Source organism: Pseudomonas avellanae BPIC 631 (assembly GCF_000444135.1).
Classification (GTDB): Bacteria; Pseudomonadota; Gammaproteobacteria; order Pseudomonadales; family Pseudomonadaceae; genus Aquipseudomonas; species Aquipseudomonas avellanae.
Map to the genome: position 1 here is coordinate 53,931 of NZ_ATDK01000229.1, position 17,464 is coordinate 71,394.

General features: G+C 58.5%; 23 protein-coding genes. 12 read left to right on the top strand and 11 right to left on the bottom strand.

Features of this window, described 5'->3' with window-relative positions:
• Positions 1 to 522: a ribosome biogenesis factor YjgA gene (gene yjgA / locus DW49_RS0111120; RefSeq protein ID WP_024419637.1), complete on the bottom strand. Its 522-nt coding sequence runs from the start codon at positions 520 to 522 to the stop codon at positions 1 to 3.
• A gap of 107 nt (positions 523 to 629) precedes the next feature.
• Here yjgA and pmbA point away from each other — a divergent pair, with 107 nt between their 5' ends.
• The 5 genes from pmbA to DW49_RS0111145 all read left to right on the top strand — a co-directional run bounded on the left by pmbA (position 630) and on the right by DW49_RS0111145 (position 5,134).
• Entirely contained in the window at positions 630 to 1,976 is a 1,347-nt protein-coding gene (gene pmbA / locus DW49_RS0111125) for a metalloprotease PmbA (protein WP_005739075.1), read from the top strand.
• A 287-nt stretch (positions 1,977 to 2,263) separates the two neighbouring features.
• Positions 2,264 to 2,659 carry a hypothetical protein gene (locus DW49_RS0111130; RefSeq protein ID WP_005620349.1) on the top strand — a complete coding sequence of 132 codons (396 nt, stop codon included), beginning with the start codon at positions 2,264 to 2,266 and terminating at the stop codon, positions 2,657 to 2,659.
• Positions 2,652 to 4,028 carry a class II fumarate hydratase gene (locus DW49_RS0111135; RefSeq protein WP_005620348.1) on the top strand — a complete coding sequence of 459 codons (1,377 nt, stop codon included), beginning with the start codon at positions 2,652 to 2,654 and terminating at the stop codon, positions 4,026 to 4,028. The genes DW49_RS0111130 and DW49_RS0111135 overlap by 8 nt, the downstream gene beginning before the upstream one ends.
• 32 nt (positions 4,029 to 4,060) lie before the next feature.
• Entirely contained in the window at positions 4,061 to 4,522 is a 462-nt protein-coding gene (locus tag DW49_RS0111140) for a tetratricopeptide repeat protein (RefSeq protein WP_005620346.1), read from the top strand.
• On the top strand, positions 4,523 to 5,134 hold the full coding sequence (locus tag DW49_RS0111145) for a superoxide dismutase (RefSeq protein ID WP_005620345.1): 612 nt from the start codon (positions 4,523 to 4,525) through the stop codon (positions 5,132 to 5,134).
• A 171-nt stretch (positions 5,135 to 5,305) separates the two neighbouring features.
• Here DW49_RS0111145 and DW49_RS0111155 read toward each other — a convergent pair whose 3' ends face one another.
• The 10 genes from DW49_RS0111155 to DW49_RS0111200 all read right to left on the bottom strand — a co-directional run bounded on the left by DW49_RS0111155 (position 5,306) and on the right by DW49_RS0111200 (position 12,345).
• On the bottom strand, positions 5,306 to 5,578 hold the full coding sequence (locus DW49_RS0111155; RefSeq protein WP_005739068.1) for an HPr family phosphocarrier protein: 273 nt from the start codon (positions 5,576 to 5,578) through the stop codon (positions 5,306 to 5,308).
• 16 nt (positions 5,579 to 5,594) lie between these two features.
• Positions 5,595 to 6,452: an RNase adapter RapZ gene (gene rapZ / locus DW49_RS0111160; protein WP_003377550.1), complete on the bottom strand. Its 858-nt coding sequence runs from the start codon at positions 6,450 to 6,452 to the stop codon at positions 5,595 to 5,597.
• A 2-nt stretch (positions 6,453 to 6,454) separates the two neighbouring features.
• Positions 6,455 to 6,919, bottom strand: a complete 465-nt coding sequence (ptsN, locus tag DW49_RS0111165; protein ID WP_024420263.1) for a PTS IIA-like nitrogen regulatory protein PtsN — start codon at positions 6,917 to 6,919, stop codon at positions 6,455 to 6,457.
• Positions 6,920 to 6,930: 11 nt separating this feature from the next.
• Complete coding sequence (gene hpf / locus DW49_RS0111170; RefSeq protein ID WP_005620341.1) at positions 6,931 to 7,239, bottom strand: ribosome hibernation-promoting factor, HPF/YfiA family; 309 nt, start codon at positions 7,237 to 7,239, stop codon at positions 6,931 to 6,933.
• 74 nt (positions 7,240 to 7,313) lie between these two features.
• Positions 7,314 to 8,807, bottom strand: coding sequence for an RNA polymerase factor sigma-54 (locus DW49_RS0111175; RefSeq protein ID WP_003377556.1), 1,494 nt, complete (start codon positions 8,805 to 8,807; stop codon positions 7,314 to 7,316).
• Positions 8,808 to 8,989: 182 nt separating this feature from the next.
• Entirely contained in the window at positions 8,990 to 9,715 is a 726-nt protein-coding gene (lptB, locus tag DW49_RS0111180; protein ID WP_005620338.1) for an LPS export ABC transporter ATP-binding protein, read from the bottom strand.
• Positions 9,716 to 10,264, bottom strand: a complete 549-nt coding sequence (gene lptA / locus DW49_RS0111185; RefSeq protein WP_005620337.1) for a lipopolysaccharide transport periplasmic protein LptA — start codon at positions 10,262 to 10,264, stop codon at positions 9,716 to 9,718.
• A complete protein-coding gene (gene lptC / locus DW49_RS0111190) occupies positions 10,251 to 10,823 on the bottom strand; it encodes an LPS export ABC transporter periplasmic protein LptC (protein ID WP_005620336.1) in 573 nt (190 codons plus the stop codon). The genes lptA and lptC overlap by 14 nt, the downstream gene beginning before the upstream one ends.
• A gap of 8 nt (positions 10,824 to 10,831) precedes the next feature.
• Positions 10,832 to 11,371 (bottom strand): 3-deoxy-manno-octulosonate-8-phosphatase KdsC, encoded by a 540-nt coding sequence (gene kdsC / locus DW49_RS0111195; RefSeq protein ID WP_005620335.1) that lies wholly within the window; start codon positions 11,369 to 11,371, stop codon positions 10,832 to 10,834.
• Positions 11,371 to 12,345, bottom strand: coding sequence for a KpsF/GutQ family sugar-phosphate isomerase (locus tag DW49_RS0111200; protein ID WP_005620334.1), 975 nt, complete (start codon positions 12,343 to 12,345; stop codon positions 11,371 to 11,373). The genes kdsC and DW49_RS0111200 overlap by 1 nt, the downstream gene beginning before the upstream one ends.
• A gap of 304 nt (positions 12,346 to 12,649) precedes the next feature.
• On the opposite strand from DW49_RS0111200, the gene DW49_RS0111205 reads away from it, so the two are divergent.
• The 7 genes from DW49_RS0111205 to murA all read left to right on the top strand — a co-directional run bounded on the left by DW49_RS0111205 (position 12,650) and on the right by murA (position 17,347).
• Positions 12,650 to 13,459 carry an ATP-binding cassette domain-containing protein gene (locus DW49_RS0111205; protein WP_005620333.1) on the top strand — a complete coding sequence of 270 codons (810 nt, stop codon included), beginning with the start codon at positions 12,650 to 12,652 and terminating at the stop codon, positions 13,457 to 13,459.
• On the top strand, positions 13,459 to 14,256 hold the full coding sequence (mlaE, locus tag DW49_RS0111210; protein ID WP_003377570.1) for a lipid asymmetry maintenance ABC transporter permease subunit MlaE: 798 nt from the start codon (positions 13,459 to 13,461) through the stop codon (positions 14,254 to 14,256). Before DW49_RS0111205 ends, mlaE begins: the two co-directional genes overlap by 1 nt.
• Entirely contained in the window at positions 14,256 to 14,723 is a 468-nt protein-coding gene (gene mlaD / locus DW49_RS0111215) for an outer membrane lipid asymmetry maintenance protein MlaD (protein ID WP_003377572.1), read from the top strand. Before mlaE ends, mlaD begins: the two co-directional genes overlap by 1 nt.
• A gap of 29 nt (positions 14,724 to 14,752) precedes the next feature.
• Positions 14,753 to 15,403, top strand: coding sequence for an MlaC/ttg2D family ABC transporter substrate-binding protein (locus DW49_RS0111220; RefSeq protein ID WP_005620332.1), 651 nt, complete (start codon positions 14,753 to 14,755; stop codon positions 15,401 to 15,403).
• Positions 15,400 to 15,705, top strand: a complete 306-nt coding sequence (locus DW49_RS0111225; protein ID WP_003377576.1) for an STAS domain-containing protein — start codon at positions 15,400 to 15,402, stop codon at positions 15,703 to 15,705. Before DW49_RS0111220 ends, DW49_RS0111225 begins: the two co-directional genes overlap by 4 nt.
• Positions 15,706 to 15,819: 114 nt before the next feature.
• Entirely contained in the window at positions 15,820 to 16,059 is a 240-nt protein-coding gene (locus DW49_RS0111230; RefSeq protein ID WP_003377577.1) for a BolA family protein, read from the top strand.
• A 22-nt stretch (positions 16,060 to 16,081) separates the two neighbouring features.
• Positions 16,082 to 17,347: a UDP-N-acetylglucosamine 1-carboxyvinyltransferase gene (murA, locus tag DW49_RS0111235; RefSeq protein WP_003377579.1), complete on the top strand. Its 1,266-nt coding sequence runs from the start codon at positions 16,082 to 16,084 to the stop codon at positions 17,345 to 17,347.
• Positions 17,348 to 17,464 lie beyond the last annotated feature (117 nt).

Genomic DNA, 17,464 nt, shown 5'->3' on the forward strand with positions numbered 1-17,464 from the left:
TCAACGCAGACCGCGTTGAAGTTCGTCCAGCTCACGGATGTATTTAAAGATTTTGCGGCTGGTGGCCGGCGGTTTGTTACGTGCAACTTCGTGTTGCGCCTGACGAATCAGCGAACGCAGCTGCTGACGGTCGGCGTCGGGGTATTCGATAACGAATTTATCGAGGTCGGCGTCATCACCCGCGATCAGGCGATCACGCCAGCGCTCCAGATTGTGAAAACGTTCATTGTACTGGCGAGTGGAGGCATCGAGTTGGTCCAGCAACACCAGAATGGCTTCCTGGTCCTGATCACGCATCAGCTTGCCAATGAACAGGATATGCCGTTTTCGGGCGATGTTGGCCGTGTGCTTGGGCGCTTCGGCCAAGGCCTTGCGCAAAGCGTCGGTCAGCGGCAGCTTTGCCAGCACATCGGCTTTGAGTGTTGTCAGTCGCTCGCCGAGGTCGACCAGAGCATGCAGCTCTCGTTTGACCTGGGTTTTGCTTTTCTCCCCGTCGAGGGAGTCGTCGTAAGAATCAACCATGGGGGCAGTCCGCAAAGAAACGCCGCCATGATAACCAGTCGGGGGCCGCTTGTCCGGCCCGGTCGGTATTCGGCCTGTGCTGAAAGAAGAATTTGATGGAGAAAGTCATGAGTGCAACCCAAAGCGTCGGCCCACAAGCCTTGCCCGAGCTGCAGGAACAGGTCGAACAGATCATCGCCGAAGCCAGGCGTCAGGGCGCCAGTGCCTGCGAAGTTGCAGTGTCGGTGGATCAGGGGCTGTCGACATCGGTCCGTCAGCGAGAAGTCGAAACCGTCGAATTCAACCGTGACCAGGGTTTTGGTATCACCCTGTACGTCGGGCAGCGCAAAGGTTCGGCCAGCACCTCGGCCACCGGCGCTGATGCGATTCGCGAAACGGTCGCCGCCGCACTGGCGATTGCCGAACACACCTCCGAGGACGAAAGTTCCGGGCTGGCGGATGCCGCGCTGATGGCCAAAGAGGTCATGGATTTCGATCTTTATCACACCTGGGACATCACCCCTGAACAAGCCATCGAAAAGGCGCTGATCTGCGAGGCCGCAGCCTTTGATGCCGACAGCCGGATCAAGAACGCCGATGGCACCACGCTCAACACGCATCAGGGGTGCCGTGTGTATGGCAACAGCAACGGTTTCATCGGTGGCTATGCATCAACACGGCACAGCCTCAGTTGCGTGATGATCGCTGAGGGCGAAGGCCAGATGCAGCGTGATTACTGGTACGACGTCAATCGCAAGGGTGAGCTGCTGGTTGATGCGCAAAGCATTGGCCGCAAGGCTGCGCTGCGTGCCGCGAGCCGTCTGGGTGCGCGCCCTGTGCCGACCTGTGAAGTTCCGGTGCTGTTTGCTGCGGAATTGGCCGGTGGTCTGTTCGGCAGTTTTCTCGGCGCTATTTCCGGTGGCAACCTGTATCGCAAGTCTTCATTCCTTGAAGGTACGCTCGGCCAGCGGCTGTTCCCCGAGTGGATGACCATCGACGAGCGTCCGCACCTGAAACACGCCATGGGCAGCTCGGCGTTCGACAGCGATGGCCTGGCGACCTATGCCAAGCCATTTGTGGAAAACGGCGACCTGGTGTCCTACATATTGAGCACCTATTCCGGTCGCAAGCTGGGCATGCCGAGCACCGCCAATGCGGGCGGCGTTCATAACCTGTTCGTCACTCACGGGTCGGAAGACCAGGCAGCGCTGATCCGGCGCATGGGCCGTGGCCTGCTGGTCACCGAGTTGATGGGCAGCGGCCTGAACATGGTGACCGGCGACTACTCCCGAGGCGCGGCAGGTTTCTGGGTCGAGAATGGCGAGATTCAGTTCCCGGTCCAGGAAGTGACCATTGCCGGCAACATGCGTGACATGTTCAAGCAGATCGTCGCCGTTGGCAGCGATCTTGAACTGCGCAGCAACATCCGCACCGGCTCTGTCCTGATCGAGCGCATGACTGTCGCGGGTAGCTGAGCCTGGCGACGCTTCAAACCGGAGCATGCGGTGCATCAGGCACAATCAGGGCGGCCCGTTCCAGGGCCGCTTCGCGGACAAGTCCCACGCCCTCCGGGCCGAAGCAGCCCTTCGCTTGTCCACGATATCCAGGTTTTGTAGGAGCGGACTTGTCCGCGAACTGCCGGGAACCGGCAGCAAAACGGGCATCTCGGCACCTGTGTATAACGCCCTTGCTCAAGATCAGGCTTGTAATGAGTCAATATCTCATTTAATAATGAATATCATTACCAAAATGAGCTGTGGTCATGGGACGTGTTCTGCACGAGCTGTCATACTTGGAAAACTGGCGCGCGCTCAGTCTGCGGATTCGTTGTGCCCTTGAGCCTGACGAGCCTCGACTGATCGAGCACTACCTCGCCGAGGGGCGTTATCTGGCGCGTTTCACCGCCACTCCCCAGCCCATGATTGCAGAAACCACCTTTCGTCTGTTGATGGACACCGCGCGCGACACGGTGCTGCCGTGGCATTGGCGCTGCTTGTGTCTGGATCAGGTCTGGCGGCCGCTGCGTGATTTACAGGCCATCGCCACCACGCCAGACCGACGCCAGCGCTGGCAAGCCTGTGCTCATCAGCTCGCGACCTGCGTGTTACAGCCCTCGATTCCCCTTTCTGAACTGGTGCAAGGACATTGCGATGAGTAATACCCGTATCGAACGCGACAGCATGGGCCAATTGCAGGTCCCGGCCGAGGCCCTTTACGGCGCGCAGACTCAGCGTGCGGTGGAAAACTTTCCGATCAGCCATCAGCGTATGCCCAGGCTGTTCATTCGCGCGCTGCTGCTGGCCAAAGCGGCCGCTGCACAGGCAAACCTTGAGCTGGAGCAAATCAGCGAAGGGCAGAGCAAGGCGATTGCCGGTGCCGTGAAAGAGCTGTTGGCCAGCGACTACATGACCCATTTCCCGGTCGATATCTTCCAGACCGGTTCCGGCACCAGCACCAACATGAACGCCAACGAGGTGATCGCAACGCTGGCAACGCGGTTACTGGGCGAAGAGGTCAACCCCAACGATCACGTCAACTGCGGGCAAAGCAGCAACGACATCATTCCGACCACGATTCACGTCAGCGCCGCGCTGGCACTCCATGAACAACTGCTGCCAGCGCTTGCGCATCTGGTGCAGGTCACCGAGCACAAGGCTGTGCAAGTCCACGCCTTCGTCAAGACCGGCCGCACACACCTGATGGACGCCATGCCCGTGCGCATGAGCCAGGTGCTCAATGGCTGGGCGCAGCAGATTCGCGCCAACATCGAACATCTGCAGGGTTTGCAGCCCAGCCTGCAAGCACTGGCTCAAGGCGGCACAGCGGTCGGCACCGGAATCAATGCGCATCCTGAGTTTGCGGCGCGCTTCAGTCGCCAATTGAGCACATTGACCGGCGTGCAGTTCGCACCGGGCAAGGACCTTTTTGCGCTGATCGGCTCGCAGGACACAGCCGTCGCGGTGTCCGGTCAGCTCAAGGCCACGGCGGTGTCGCTGATGAAAATTGCCAACGATTTGCGCTGGATGAACTCCGGGCCGCTGGCAGGGCTGGGTGAGATTGAGCTTGAAGCCCTGCAACCGGGCTCGTCGATCATGCCTGGCAAGGTCAACCCGGTGATTCCCGAAGCCACCGCGATGGTGGCCGCGCAGGTCATCGGCAACGACGCCACCATCACCGTGGCGGGGCAGTCTGGCAACTTCGAGCTGAACGTGATGCTGCCGATCATCGCCCAGAACCTGCTCAGCAGCATCGAACTATTGGCCAACGCCAGCCGGCTGCTGGCGGACAAGGCAATCGCCAGCTTCAAGGTCAATGAATCCAGGCTCCAGGAGGCGTTGTCACGTAACCCGATTCTGGTGACCGCGCTCAACCCGATCATCGGGTATCAGAAAGCCGCTGAAATCGCCAAGGCTGCTTACAAGCAGGGTCGCCCGGTGATTGACGTCGCTCTGGAGCACACCGATTTGCAGCGCAGCGAGCTGGAAGTGTTGCTCAATCCCGAAAAACTCACCGCTGGCGGCATTTGATTCCAGCCAGTCAACGTCTCTGGAGGTATGTCATGCAGCATTGGAAACGCACCATCGAGCAGGCCAATCGCTGTTTCAATCTCGGCGAGTGGGTGGAAGCCCGTGAGCTGTACCTTCAGGCGTTGGCGTTGGCGCAAGTGTTGTTCGAGCGCTGGGCGGATGCCGACGAAGCTGTAGCAGCCTGTGTAGTTTCTCACCACAACCTGGCGGATCTGCACCTCAGCCTGGGCCAGCCGGAGGAGAGCGCCGAGTACCTGTGCGCCATCCACCAGCACCTGTTGCAAACCATGCAGAGCCAGCGTCTGCCTCCCGCCCTGCGGCAGGCAGCCTTGCGCCACAGCAGCAAGACCTACGCCGAGCTGCTGAGTTTTATCAGCGAGCACGGCGAATATCCACGCACCCATCGGTTGTTGAACAGCAGCAGCGAGCACACGCGCTCATCTCTGCACCGCCATAGCGCAGCCACTTCCGGACTTTTCTACGGAGCACATTGAATGTCTTATACCTTGCCAGCACTGCCTTACGCCTACGATGCGCTTGAGCCGCATATCGATGCGCAAACAATGGAGATCCATTACACCAAGCACCACCAGACCTACATCAACAACCTCAATGCAGCGGTTGAAGGCACCGAGTTTTCTGACTGGTCGGTGGAGAAACTGGTCGCCAGCGTCAAACAGCTCCCGGAAAACCTGCGCCCGGCAGTCATCAACCAGGGTGGCGGCCATGCCAATCATTCGTTGTTCTGGGAAGTCATGGTGCCGGGCGGTGGCGGCTTGCCAAAGGGGCCGATCGCTGCGGCCATTGACGAGCAACTGGGTGGCTATGACAGCTTCAAAGAGGCGTTCACCAAGGCAGCACTGACTCGCTTCGGCAGCGGCTGGGCATGGCTGAGCGTCACACCTGAAAAGAAACTGGTGGTCGAGAGCAGCGGCAATCAGGATAGCCCACTGATGAATGGCAATACGCCCATTCTGGGGCTGGATGTGTGGGAGCACGCCTACTACCTGCGCTACCAGAACCGTCGTCCCGAATACATCAATGCGTTTTACAACGTGATCAATTGGGATGAAGTTTCGCGACGTTACCAGGCTGCTCTGGCCTGACTTCTGTAACCTGACCCAAGGCAGTTTATGCGCTCAGGAATATTCGCCATCGGCCGAATGCGGTTGTTGCGTCTGGCAGTCGGTACCGTGATGCTGATGGCGGGTATGGGGTTACTGGTCGCTCATGGTTTGAGCTGGCTGCGAATGCATTGGTGACGGGTGAGGGAGGGCTTACTCGCCCTCATCAAACTTGTTGTCAATCAGCTCAACCAATCCGTCCAGCGCTTCCTGTTCGAATTCGCCTTCGGTGTGCAGGTGGATGTCGGTACCTTTGCCTGCGGCCAGCATCATCACAGCCATGATGCTTTTGCCGTCGACCATGCTGTCTGGCGTGCGGCCGACCCTGATCTTGCAAGGGAACTTGCCGGCGACGCCCACGAATTTGGCGGCGGCGCGGGCGTGCAGGCCCAGTTTGTTGATGATGGTGATTTGACGAGCGGGCATCGCAGTGTAAATCCTTTCAGCTAAGGTCGCGGTGGCGGACCTGAACGTTCTTGAGTGATTGTTGCAAGACCTGGCCAAGCCGTTCGGTCAGGTAGACGGAGCGGTGATGCCCGCCGGTGCAACCGATGGCAATGGTAACGTAGGAGCGGTTGCTGGCTGCAAAGCGCGGCAGCCATTTATTGAGGTAGGAGAAGATATCCTGGAACATCTCTTCTACATCGGCTTGCGCGGACAGGTAGTCGATAACCGGTTGTTCCAGGCCCGAATGGTCGCGCAGTTCAGGCTTCCAGTAGGGGTTGGGGAGGCAACGCACGTCAAACACCAGGTCTGCATCGACAGGCATGCCACGCTTGAAGCCGAATGACTCGATCAGGAACGCAGTACCCGGCTCGGGCTTGTTCAGCAGGCGCAGTTTCAGTGCGTCACGCAGCTGGTACAGGTTCAGGTGAGTGGTGTTGATCTTCAGGTCGGCCAGGTCGATGATCGGGCCGAGCAGGGTGGTCTCGTCCCGTATCGCCTCAGCCAGCGAACGGTCCGCTGTGCTCAGCGGGTGGCGACGACGGGTCTCCGAAAAGCGTTTGAGCAGAGTGGCTTCGTCGGCGTCCAGGTAAAGCACGTCACATTGGATATTGCGTGAGCGCACTTCATCCAGCATCTGCGGGAAGCGTGTGAGGTGGCTGGGCAGATTGCGCGCGTCGATGGAGACCGCCAGCAGCGGTTCAGCCAGTTCGGTGTTGATCAAGGCGCGCTCGGCCAGTTCCGGCAACAGGCCGGCCGGCAGGTTGTCAACGCAATAGAAGCCGTTGTCTTCCAGTACGTCGAGCGCCGTACTCTTGCCTGAGCCGGAACGGCCGCTGACGATGATCATGCGCATGGTCAGTGGCCGTTCTGCACGTCCAGCACCACTTGATAAAGCGCTTCACCGCTTTCGGCACTGCGTAGGCGTTCACGCACATCGGCGCGGTCAAGCATGCTGGCGATCTGGCGCAGCAGCTCCAGGTGTGCATCGGTGGCGGCTTGCGGGACCAGCAACACGAAAAGCAGGTCTACCGGAGCGCCATCGATAGCGTCGAAGTCTATTGGGTTGGCGAGGTGAATGACCGCGCTGACGGGTTCGTCACAGCCGGCGAGGCGGCAGTGAGGGATGGCAATGCCGTTGCCGAAACCGGTCGATCCCAGCTTTTCGCGGGCAACGAGGCTTGCAAATACCGTGTCCGAATCCATGCCCGGTACTTCACGACCGATCAGATTGGCGATTTCTTCGAGTACACGCTTTTTGCTGCCTCCCGGCACGTTCACGAGCGAACGGCCGGGGGTCAGGATATTTTCAATTAGGATCATTTAAATGGGCGTTAGCGAGCGGCCGCACCTTTGAGGATGCTTTGCTGCTTTTCCTTATGCTTGAGCAATTGTCTGTCGAGCTTGTCAGTGAGCAGGTCGATGGCAGCATACATGTCGTTGTGTTCAGCATTGGCAACTACCTCCCCACCGTGGATATGCAGCGTGGCTTCGATCTTCTGTTTGAGCTTTTCGACCGCCATCGTGACCTGCACGTTTGTAATCTTGTCAAAGTGCCCCTCGAGTTTTTTGAGCTTGAGCTCAACGTACTCGCGAAGGGGTTTGGTCACTTCCAGTTGGTGTCCACTGATGTTGACTTGCATACAGTTTTCTCCTTTGCCAGTGCATAAGAGGCAGGCGTGGTGCCTGCCGCTGGGACGCTTTGGCTCGGCCTGCATCACATCAATCGCTTACGCTCACTGGAAGGCGCTATCCCGAGTGACTCGCGGTACTTGGCGACTGTGCGACGGGCTACTTGAATGCCTTGTGCCTCCAGTAAACCAGCGATCTTGCTATCACTCAACGGCTTTTTCTGATTTTCCGCAGCCACCAGTTTTTTGATGATTGCGCGGATTGCCGTGGACGAGCATTCGCCGCCCTCGGAGGTGCTCACATGGCTCGAGAAGAAGTATTTCAGCTCGTAAATACCACGTGGGGTGTGCATGAATTTCTGCGTGGTCACCCGCGAGATCGTCGACTCGTGCATGCCGACCGCTTCGGCGATATCGTGCAGGACGAGCGGCTTCATCGCCTCGTCGCCGTACTCGAGGAAACCGCGCTGATGCTCCACGATCTGCGTGGCGACCTTCATCAGTGTTTCGTTGCGGCTCTGCAGGCTCTTGATGAACCAGCGGGCTTCCTGCAACTGGTTGCGCATGAAGGTGTTGTCGGCGCTGGTATCAGCGCGACGCACGAAGCCTGCGTATTGCGGGTTGACGCGCAGACGCGGCACCGACTCCTGATTGAGCTCGACCAGCCAGCGCTCGTTGTCCTTGCGCACGATCACATCAGGAATGACGTATTCGGCTTCTGTGGATTCGATTTGCGAGCCCGGACGCGGGTTGAGGCTCTGGACCAGCTCGATGACCTGGCGCAGCTCGTCTTCCTTGAGCTTCATGCGGCGCATCAACTGGCCGTAATCACGGCTGCCCAGCAGGTCGATATAGTCGGTGACCAGTCGCTGCGCTTCTGTCAGCCAAGGCGTTTTTGCCGGCAACTGGCGCAACTGTAACAGCAGGCATTCACTGAGATTGCGCGCGCCGATGCCCGCAGGCTCAAACTGCTGGATGCGGTGCAGTACAGCTTCGATTTCGTCGAGTTCGATGTCCAGTTCCGGGTCGAAAGACTCGAGAATCTCCTCAAGCGTCTCGTCCAGGTAGCCCTGATTGTTGATGCAGTCGATCAGCGTAACGGCGACCAGACGATCCTTGTCGGACATCGGTGCAACGTTCAGCTGCCACAGCAGATGGCTTTGCAGGCTTTCGCCGGCCGAAGTACGTGTGGTGAAGTCCCACTCGTCATCATCGTTGCTGGGCAGGCTGCTGGCGCTGGTCTGGTAGACATCTTCCCAGGCAGTATCGACCGGCAGTTCATTGGGAATGCGCTCGCTCCATTCGCCGTCCTCGAGGTTGTCCACGGTAGGCGCGGATTCCTGGTAGGTCGGTTCCTGAACGTCGGGATTGGGCTTTTGTTCGATGTTGTCGGCAAGCGGGTCGGAGTTGTCGAAGTCGTCGCCTTCTTCCTGCCGTTCCAGCATAGGGTTTGACTCCAGCGCCTCCTGAATCTCCTGCTGGAGGTCCAGAGTGGAAAGCTGAAGTAAGCGGATTGCCTGTTGCAGCTGCGGTGTCATCGTCAGCTGCTGGCCCATTCTTAAGACTAGCGATGGTTTCATGGCAGGGGCTAAACACCTTATTCGCTGGCGCGCACGCGCCATCTACTACAGGCGCCGGGGCGCCAACTTAAGCAAATTATATGCCTGAAACCTGTGCCTTTGCCTAGAGTGGTGTGACAAATAAAATATTGTCAACACGCTGCATGGGCATCAATCGGCCGCGAAGCGCAAAGGGCAGTCGATTAAAGGCGGAACTCGTGGCCGAGGTAGACCTCTTTCACCAGCTGATTCGCCAGAATGGTTTCCGAGTCGCCTTCTGCGATCAGCTGTCCATCGTTGACGATGTAGGCGGTTTCACAGATGTCCAGCGTTTCACGGACGTTGTGGTCTGTGATGAGTACGCCGATACCCTTGGCTTTGAGGTGGTGAATGATCTGCTTGATGTCGCCGACCGAAATCGGGTCAACGCCTGCGAACGGTTCGTCCAGCAGTATGAACTTCGGCGACGTGGCCAGCGCACGGGCGATCTCCACACGGCGACGCTCACCACCCGACAGGCTCATGCCCAGGTTGTCGCGAATGTGGGTGATGTGAAACTCCTGCAGGAGGCTTTCCAGCTCCTTGCGGCGAGCCCCGGCGTCGAGTTCCTTGCGGGTCTCGAGAATCGCCATGATGTTGTCGGACACCGACAACTTGCGGAAGATCGAGGCTTCCTGCGGCAGATAGCCAATACCGGCGCGTGCGCGGCCATGCATGGGTTGGTGGCTGATGTCCAGATCGTCAATCAGCACACGACCCTGATCAGCCTGGACCAGACCCACGATCATGTAGAAACACGTGGTCTTGCCGGCGCCGTTGGGGCCCAGCAAGCCGACGATCTGGCCGCTGTCGATGGAGATACTCACATCGCGCACGACCTGTCGGCTCTTGTAGCTTTTAGCCAGATGCTGGGCTTTGAGCGTTGCCATTTACGGGGCCTTCTGCGGTTGATCGGTTTTCTTTTTCGGCTGGATGACCATGTCGATACGCGGGCGTGGTGTGGTCACCTTGGCGCCGCCATTGGCCCGGCCGGCGCTGACGACCTGCCTGACGGTGTCGTAGACGATTTTCTCGCCTTCTGACGTGTTGCCGTCATTGATGACCTTGGCCTTGTCGATCAGGACAATACGGTCCTGCCCGGCGTAATACTGGATGGTGATGGCATATGCCTGCACGATCGGTTTATCCACGGCAGGTTTCTGCTCGTAGTAGGCCAGGTTGCCGACCGAGGTGAACACATCGACTTCGCCCTGGGCATTACGAGTGATCGTCACGGTGTTGCCGGTGATTTTCATCGAGCCCTGGGTGATGATGACGTTACCTTTGTAGGTCGCCACGCCTTTCTTGTCATCGAGCTGAGCATCGTCAGACTGGATATGGATCGGCTGATCACGGTCATTTGGCAGGGACCAGGCGCTCGCGCTTCCCAGTGCCGCGCTCAGGCCGAGCAATAAAGGAAGAGTTTTAACGAGCCTCATACTGTCCTCTTACGTTGGACAGCAGGTCCATCCTGCTGTCTTTCAAATACGCTTTCATTCCCTTGGCCGTAGTGACACCGCCCGCGCCGTCGATTCTAACGTCTTGGTCGGTCTGCGCATATTCCTTCTGCGGGAATACGGTCATGCGGCTACTGGTAATGATGGTTGTGCGTTGTTTTTCATCGGTGCGTTCGACGCGAACATCGTCGATCAGCTCAACCTGATCACCGGCAGACGAAACTTCGCCTCTTTTGCTGTTCACGTGCCATGGGAACTCGCCGCCACGGTACATGTGCAGGTTGGGTGTGGTCAGCAGGCTCACGTCTGTGGCCTTCACATGCTCTACCTTATCGGCAGTCATGTCGTACTGAAGTGTGCCGTCCGGCAGATACTGCACGCTGCGGGTATTGATCGCATAGTAGTCGATGACCGTGTCATCAACGGACGAAATGGGTCTATCCATGAAACTTTCCGGGCTGATGTTCCAATACCCGACGGCCGCCAGCAGCACCGCCAGTACCCCGAAAAGCAGGAACTTCCGAATTTTTTTAGTGAACATAATGGCTTCTATAAATAGGCGGAGTGAGCCGCTTCAAGGTTGCCTTGCGCACTCAGAATCAGTTCGCAGAACTCGCGTGCAGCGCCTTCGCCGCCTCGCGCTCTGGTTATTCCGTGTGCATGCTCGCGTACAAAGCTTGCTGCATTGGCAACCGCCATGCCCAGACCGACACGCCGAATGACGGGCAAGTCTGGCAGATCGTCGCCCAGATAGGCGACTTGTTCGTAATCAAGTTTCAACTCTGCCAGCAATTGATCCAGTACGACCAGTTTATCTTCGCGGCCCTGGAACAGGTGCGCGATGCCCAGGCTCTTTGCCCGGCGCTCGACGATCGACGTCTTGCGGCCACTGATAATGGCAGTAGTCACGCCGGAGGCTATCAGCATTTTTATGCCTTGGCCGTCGAGCGTATTGAACGTCTTGATCTCGCTGCCATCTTCCGTGAAATAAAGACGGCCGTCAGTCAGTACACCGTCGACATCGAAAACGGCCAGCTTGATGGCTTTGCCGCGCTGCATGAGGTCCTGAGTCATTGTTTCGGTTTCCATCACATGACACCTGCGCGCAAAAGGTCTTGCAGGTTGAATGCGCCCACCGGCTTGTCGTTCTGGTCCACGACGACCAGAGCGCTGATCTTGTTGTCCTCCATGATTTTCAGCGCCTGGGCGGCAAGCATGTCTGCGTGCGCCGTCTTGCCGTGGAGGGTCATGACTTCATCAATGGTGGTCTGACGGATATCGACCGGGCGATCCAGTGTTCTGCGCAAATCGCCGTCGGTGAATATGCCGGCGAGCGTGCCGTCGGCTTCAAGAATTGCAGTCATGCCCAGGCCCTTGCGGGTCATTTCCAGCAGCGCGTCCCGCAGCAGGGTGCCGCGCTGAACGCTGGGCAGGGCGTCACCTGAGTGCATGACGTTCTCGACCTTGAGCAGCAGGCGCCGTCCGAGCGCACCGCCCGGGTGGGAAAATGCAAAATCTTCGGCAGTGAAGCCCCGTGCATCGAGCAGCGCCACGGCCAGGGCATCGCCCATGACCAATGCGGCAGTGGTTGAAGACGTCGGTGCCAGATTGAGCGGGCAGGCTTCGTGCACGACATGGGCATTGAGGTTGATGTCTGCAGCCCTGGCCAGAATCGACTCGGGGTCGCCGGTCAGGCTGATCATCCTGATGCCCAGGCGCTTGATCAGCGGCAGCAGGGTGACAATTTCGTTGGTGCTGCCGGAATTGGACAGGGCCAGAATGATGTCGTCACGGGTAATCATGCCCATGTCGCCGTGGCTGGCTTCGGCCGGGTGGACGAAAAAAGACGTGGTGCCGGTGCTCGCCAGTGTTGCGGCGATCTTTTTGCCCACGTGCCCGGACTTGCCCATGCCGACGACCACAACCCGGCCCTTGCTGGCGAGGATCATTTCGCACGCGCGCACGAAATCCCCGTCAAGACGTTCGAGCAAGCCTTGTATGGCTTCGATCTCGAGACGAATGGTGCGTTGCGCCGATTGGATCAGGTCACTGGATTGGTTCATGTCTGGAAAGGGTCAGCCTGCTGAAAGGCGGCGATTATAGCGGTAATGAACGATTCCCTCACGTCTGATCGTTATTGTGTGGTTTTTAAACGAATTTCCTACGGTCTTGCGAGTCTGTATCGAAGCCTGTGGCCATAACATTGTGGTACAGAATAATTCAGCGAATACCTGAACCGCTCGGTTCTCTTCTTGGGGGCGGGTGGTTGCGGTGATATAGTTCGCGGCCTGTTCGGTCCGCCTGGACAGCCAGTCTGCCGGCACCAACCGGCGGCCGAGGGCGGAGGCTGTATCGCAAGGAGTTTAAATGAGTCCTGATGACGCCTATGCGGTCGAGTTGAAAGGTGTGTCTTTCAAACGCGGTACGCGCAGCATTTTCAATAACGTCGATATTCGTATTCCGCGGGGCAAAGTCACCGGGATCATGGGGCCGTCGGGCTGTGGCAAGACTACCTTGCTGCGCCTGATGGGCGCTCAGTTGCGCCCGAGCGAAGGGCAGGTGCTGGTCAACGGCCAGAATCTGCCGGAGCTGTCGCGCAGTGATCTGTTCGACGCGCGCAAGCAGATGGGCGTGTTGTTCCAGAGCGGGGCGCTGTTCACCGATCTGGACGTTTTCGAAAACGTCGCCTTTCCCTTGCGCGTGCACACCGAGCTGCCGGAAGAAATGATCCGTGACATCGTGCTGCTCAAGCTGCAGGCGGTGGGCCTGCGCGGTGCGGTCGAGCTGATGCCGGACGAACTGTCGGGTGGCATGAAGCGCCGCGTCGCACTGGCCCGTGCAATTGCTCTCGACCCACAGATCCTCATGTATGACGAGCCCTTTGTGGGGCAGGACCCGATCGCCATGGGCGTGCTGGTGCGCCTGATCCGCCTGCTCAACGATGCGCTGGGTATCACCAGTATCGTCGTGTCCCATGATCTTAGCGAGACAGCGAGCATTGCCGACTATCTCTACGTCGTGGGCGACGGACAGGTGCTGGGGCAGGGCACGCCAGAGGAACTGATGTCCTCGGACAACCCGCGTATTCGTCAATTCATGACCGGCGAGCCCGATGGCCCTGTGCCGTTCCATTATCCGGCGCCGGATTTTCGCGAAGATCTTTTGGGGAAGCGCTGATGCGCAACAAGTCACTGATGGACCGGGTTCGCCTGTTGGGGCGTTCGGCCATTGATATCGTCGCTGTACTCGGCCGCTCCGGCCTGTTTCTGGTGCACGCCCTGCTGGGGCGCGGCGGTGCGGGCAGCAGTTTTCAGTTGCTGGTCAAACAGCTTTATTCAGTCGGTGTGATGTCGCTGGTCATCATTGTGGTGTCCGGCATGTTCATCGGCATGGTACTGGCGCTGCAAGGCTTCAGCATTCTGGCCAAATACGGCTCCGAGCAGGCGGTCGGCCAGATGGTCGCCCTGACCCTGCTGCGTGAGCTGGGTCCGGTGGTCACCGCTTTGCTGTTCGCCGGCCGCGCAGGTTCTGCGCTGACCGCCGAGATCGGCAACATGAAGTCCACCGAGCAGTTGTCGAGTCTTGAGATGATCGGTGTCGATCCGCTCAAGTACATCGTTGCGCCGCGCCTGTGGGCAGGTTTTATCTCGCTGCCGATTCTGGCGATGATTTTCAGCGTGGTGGGTATCTGGGGCGCGTCCTGGGTAGCGATCGATTGGCTGGGCGTCTATGACGGTTCTTTCTGGTCGAACATGCAGAACAGCGTTTCTTTCACGAACGATGTGCTCAATGGGGTGATCAAAAGCGTCGTATTTGCCTTCGTGGTGACATGGATTGCCGTTTTCCAGGGTTACGATTGCGATCCTACTTCCGAGGGGATCAGTCGCGCGACGACCAAAACCGTCGTCTACGCCTCGTTGGCCGTGCTGGGACTGGACTTTATTTTGACCGCCTTGATGTTTGGAGATTTCTGATGCAAAACCGTGCCATCGAAACCGGAGTCGGCCTGTTCCTGCTGGCCGGGATACTGGCTCTGCTCCTGCTGGCCCTGCGAGTCAGTGGTCTGAGCACAAGCGCGAGCACCGACACCTATAAACTTTATGCCTACTTCGACAATATTGCCGGTTTGACTGTCAGAGCCAAGGTCAGCATGGCGGGTGTCACCGTCGGCAAGGTGACTGCGATCGATCTGGACCGCGACACCTTCACCGGCCGTGTCACCCTGGAAATCCAGAAGAAGGTCGACAACCTGCCTTCCGACTCCACCGCGTCGATCCTGACCGCTGGCCTGCTGGGCGAAAAATACATCGGTCTGAGCGTCGGTGGCGATGACAAGCTGCTCAAGGATGGCGGGACCATTCATGACACGCAGTCGTCGCTGGTGCTGGAAGACCTGATCGGGAAATTCCTGCTCAATACCGTCAGCAAAGACGCCAAGTAAGCCAAGTCAAGCCTAGTAAGGAGCTTTAAATGATCTCTATCCTGCGCCGTGGTCTGCTGATACTGCTAGCCACCCTGCCGATGCTGGCCAACGCTGCGGCGACCCCTTCGGCTCATGATCTGGTGGAACGCACCACCAAGGAATTGCTGAGCGATCTGGCGACCAACCGTGAGCAATACAAGTCCAATCCAAGCGCGTTCTACGATGCACTGAACCGCATTGTCGGCCCGGTTGTTGATGCGGACGGCATTTCCAAAAGCATCATGACCGTCAAGTACTCGCGCAAGGCAACGCCTGAGCAGGTGAAGCGTTTTGAGGAAAACTTCAAGCGCAGCCTTATGCAGTTCTACGGCAACGCTTTGCTCGAGTTCAACAACCAGGGCATCACCGTCGCGCCTGCCAAGGACGAAGGCGATGACCGGACCAGCGTCGACATGCAGGTCAAGGGCTCCAATGGTGCTGTCTATCCGGTTTCCTACACGCTGGTAAAGCTGAACGGCGAGTGGAAGGTGCGTAACGTTGTCATCAACGGCATCAACATCGGCAAGCTGTTCCGTGACCAGTTCGCCGACGCAATGCAGCGTAACGGCAACAACCTCGACACCACGATCAACAACTGGGCTGGCGAGGTCGCCAAGACCAAGTCCACCGTCGAAGCTGCGCAGAAGCCTGCGCAATGAGTGAATCTGCCGTCCGTCTTGTCGGGCCAGGTGAGCTCAAGCTGACCGGCGTGCTGGATTACCGCACCGGGCCGCACCTGCGCAAGCAGGGTGCAGCGCTGATCAAGTCCGGCGATCTGTCCGAGCTGACGCTTGATTGTTCCGGTGTCGAGAAATCCAGCAGCGTGGGCCTGGCATTGCTGCTGGCGTTCATGCGTGATGCTCGCGATGCAGGCAAGTCGATCACCGTTCAGGCGCTGCCCGAAGACATGCGTCAGATAGCCCGTGTTTCAGGTGTGACCGAGCTGTTGGGCATTCATTAAAAGGCATCACCGAGCAAGCCCTTTATCCGGGACCCGCTCGTCGGGCTTCGCATAACATGGGCTTTTTTGTATGATGGCCGACCCGCGCGCGTTCAGCGCCGATCGAGGTTAAGCATGCAGGCTGTAGAAGTTAAGAGCTTCCTTGAAGGAAAGCTGCCGCAAATCAAGGTGGAAGTTGAAGGCGAAGGCTGCAACTTCCAACTGAACATTATCAGCGACGAGTTGGCGGGCCTGAGCCCGGTCAAGCGTCAGCAACAGATTTATACCCATCTGAACCCCTGGATCGCCGATGGCAGCATCCACGCGGTGACCATGAAATTTTTCAGCCGCGCTGCCTGGGCCGAGCGTACCTGAGCCAATTGGTGTCGAGACTCTAATGGATAAATTGATTATTACCGGCGGCGTTCGTCTTGATGGCGAAATTCGCATTTCCGGGGCAAAAAACTCTGCCCTGCCGATCCTTGCCGCCACGTTGCTGGCCGATGGGCCCGTCACCGTTCAGAACCTGCCACACCTGCACGACATCACCACCATGATCGAGCTGTTCGGTCGCATGGGCATCGAGCCTGTGATCGACGAAAAGCTCAGTGTCGAGATCGACCCGCGCACCATCAAGACCCTGATCGCGCCGTACGAACTGGTGAAAACCATGCGTGCGTCGATTCTGGTACTGGGCCCGATGGTCGCGCGTTTCGGCGAGGCCGAAGTGGCGCTGCCGGGTGGCTGTGCCATCGGTTCGCGTCCGGTTGACCTGCACATCCGTGGCCTTGAAGCCATGGGCGCGATCATCGATGTCGAAGGCGGCTACATCAAAGCCAAGGCGCCTGAAGGCGGCTTGCGTGGTGCGCACTTCTTCTTCGATACCGTGAGCGTGACCGGTACTGAAAACATCATGATGGCCGCCAGCCTGGCAAACGGTCGCAGCGTGCTGGAGAACGCCGCTCGTGAGCCTGAGGTTGTCGACCTGGCCAACTTCCTGATCGCCATGGGTGCAAAAATCCAAGGCGCAGGCACCGACACCATCACCATCGATGGCGTCAAGCGTCTGGGGTCGGCTACCTACAAGGTCATGCCTGATCGCATCGAGACCGGCACCTATCTGGTCGCTGCCGCCGTTACCGGCGGCCGTGTGAAGGTCAAGGACACCGATCCGACCATTCTTGAGGCGGTGTTGCTCAAGCTTCAGGAAGCCGGTGCCGAAGTCACCACCGGTGAAGACTGGATCGAACTGAACATGCACGGCAAGCGTCCCAAGGCCGTCAACGTGCGTACTGCGCCGTACCCTGCGTTTCCGACCGACATGCAGGCGCAGTTCATCTCGCTCAACGCGATTGCCGAAGGCACGGGCGCGGTCATCGAGACCATCTTCGAAAACCGCTTCATGCACGTGTATGAAATGCACCGCATGGGCGCTCAGATCCAGGTCGAAGGCAACACTGCCATCGTCACCGGCACCGAAGTGCTCAAGGGCGCGCCAGTCATGGCCACCGACCTGCGTGCATCGGCCAGTCTGGTGATTTCGGCGCTGGTCGCTCAGGGCGATACGCTGATCGACCGCATCTACCACATCGACCGTGGTTACGAGTGCATCGAAGAGAAGCTGCAAATGCTGGGTGCCAAGATCCGCCGCGTTCCGGGCTAGTAGCGAGTGGTCCTGGTGCTGCTGGCATCGGGACCGCCTGTTCTGTCGCGGGTGTGATTTCTGATTCGTTTCACTTCAGGCTGAATCGGCCTGAGGGTTGTCACGCGCCGCTTGCGT

Excerpts from the sequence above, each read along its gene's own strand:
- pmbA (WP_005739075.1), top strand. The coding sequence starts at position 630 with ATGAGTGCAACCCAAAGCGTCGGCCCACAAGCCTTGCCCGAGCTGCAG.
- DW49_RS0111230 (WP_003377577.1), top strand. The coding sequence starts at position 15,820 with ATGCAGGCTGTAGAAGTTAAGAGCTTCCTTGAAGGAAAGCTGCCGCAA.
- DW49_RS0111220 (WP_005620332.1), top strand. The coding sequence starts at position 14,753 with ATGATCTCTATCCTGCGCCGTGGTCTGCTGATACTGCTAGCCACCCTG.
- mlaD (WP_003377572.1), top strand. The coding sequence starts at position 14,256 with ATGCAAAACCGTGCCATCGAAACCGGAGTCGGCCTGTTCCTGCTGGCC.
- DW49_RS0111140 (WP_005620346.1), top strand. The coding sequence starts at position 4,061 with ATGCAGCATTGGAAACGCACCATCGAGCAGGCCAATCGCTGTTTCAAT.
- DW49_RS0111205 (WP_005620333.1), top strand. The coding sequence starts at position 12,650 with ATGAGTCCTGATGACGCCTATGCGGTCGAGTTGAAAGGTGTGTCTTTC.
- DW49_RS0111145 (WP_005620345.1), top strand. The coding sequence starts at position 4,523 with ATGTCTTATACCTTGCCAGCACTGCCTTACGCCTACGATGCGCTTGAG.
- DW49_RS0111130 (WP_005620349.1), top strand. The coding sequence starts at position 2,264 with ATGGGACGTGTTCTGCACGAGCTGTCATACTTGGAAAACTGGCGCGCG.
- kdsC (WP_005620335.1), bottom strand. The coding sequence starts at position 11,371 with ATGGAAACCGAAACAATGACTCAGGACCTCATGCAGCGCGGCAAAGCC.
- DW49_RS0111155 (WP_005739068.1), bottom strand. The coding sequence starts at position 5,578 with ATGCCCGCTCGTCAAATCACCATCATCAACAAACTGGGCCTGCACGCC.
- murA (WP_003377579.1), top strand. The coding sequence starts at position 16,082 with ATGGATAAATTGATTATTACCGGCGGCGTTCGTCTTGATGGCGAAATT.
- lptB (WP_005620338.1), bottom strand. The coding sequence starts at position 9,715 with ATGGCAACGCTCAAAGCCCAGCATCTGGCTAAAAGCTACAAGAGCCGA.
- DW49_RS0111135 (WP_005620348.1), top strand. The coding sequence starts at position 2,652 with ATGAGTAATACCCGTATCGAACGCGACAGCATGGGCCAATTGCAGGTC.
- rapZ (WP_003377550.1), bottom strand. The coding sequence starts at position 6,452 with ATGCGCATGATCATCGTCAGCGGCCGTTCCGGCTCAGGCAAGAGTACG.
- lptC (WP_005620336.1), bottom strand. The coding sequence starts at position 10,823 with ATGTTCACTAAAAAAATTCGGAAGTTCCTGCTTTTCGGGGTACTGGCG.
- mlaE (WP_003377570.1), top strand. The coding sequence starts at position 13,459 with ATGCGCAACAAGTCACTGATGGACCGGGTTCGCCTGTTGGGGCGTTCG.
- DW49_RS0111200 (WP_005620334.1), bottom strand. The coding sequence starts at position 12,345 with ATGAACCAATCCAGTGACCTGATCCAATCGGCGCAACGCACCATTCGT.
- yjgA (WP_024419637.1), bottom strand. The coding sequence starts at position 522 with ATGGTTGATTCTTACGACGACTCCCTCGACGGGGAGAAAAGCAAAACC.
- hpf (WP_005620341.1), bottom strand. The coding sequence starts at position 7,239 with ATGCAAGTCAACATCAGTGGACACCAACTGGAAGTGACCAAACCCCTT.
- ptsN (WP_024420263.1), bottom strand. The coding sequence starts at position 6,919 with ATGATCCTAATTGAAAATATCCTGACCCCCGGCCGTTCGCTCGTGAAC.
- lptA (WP_005620337.1), bottom strand. The coding sequence starts at position 10,264 with ATGAGGCTCGTTAAAACTCTTCCTTTATTGCTCGGCCTGAGCGCGGCA.
- DW49_RS0111175 (WP_003377556.1), bottom strand. The coding sequence starts at position 8,807 with ATGAAACCATCGCTAGTCTTAAGAATGGGCCAGCAGCTGACGATGACA.
- DW49_RS0111225 (WP_003377576.1), top strand. The coding sequence starts at position 15,400 with ATGAGTGAATCTGCCGTCCGTCTTGTCGGGCCAGGTGAGCTCAAGCTG.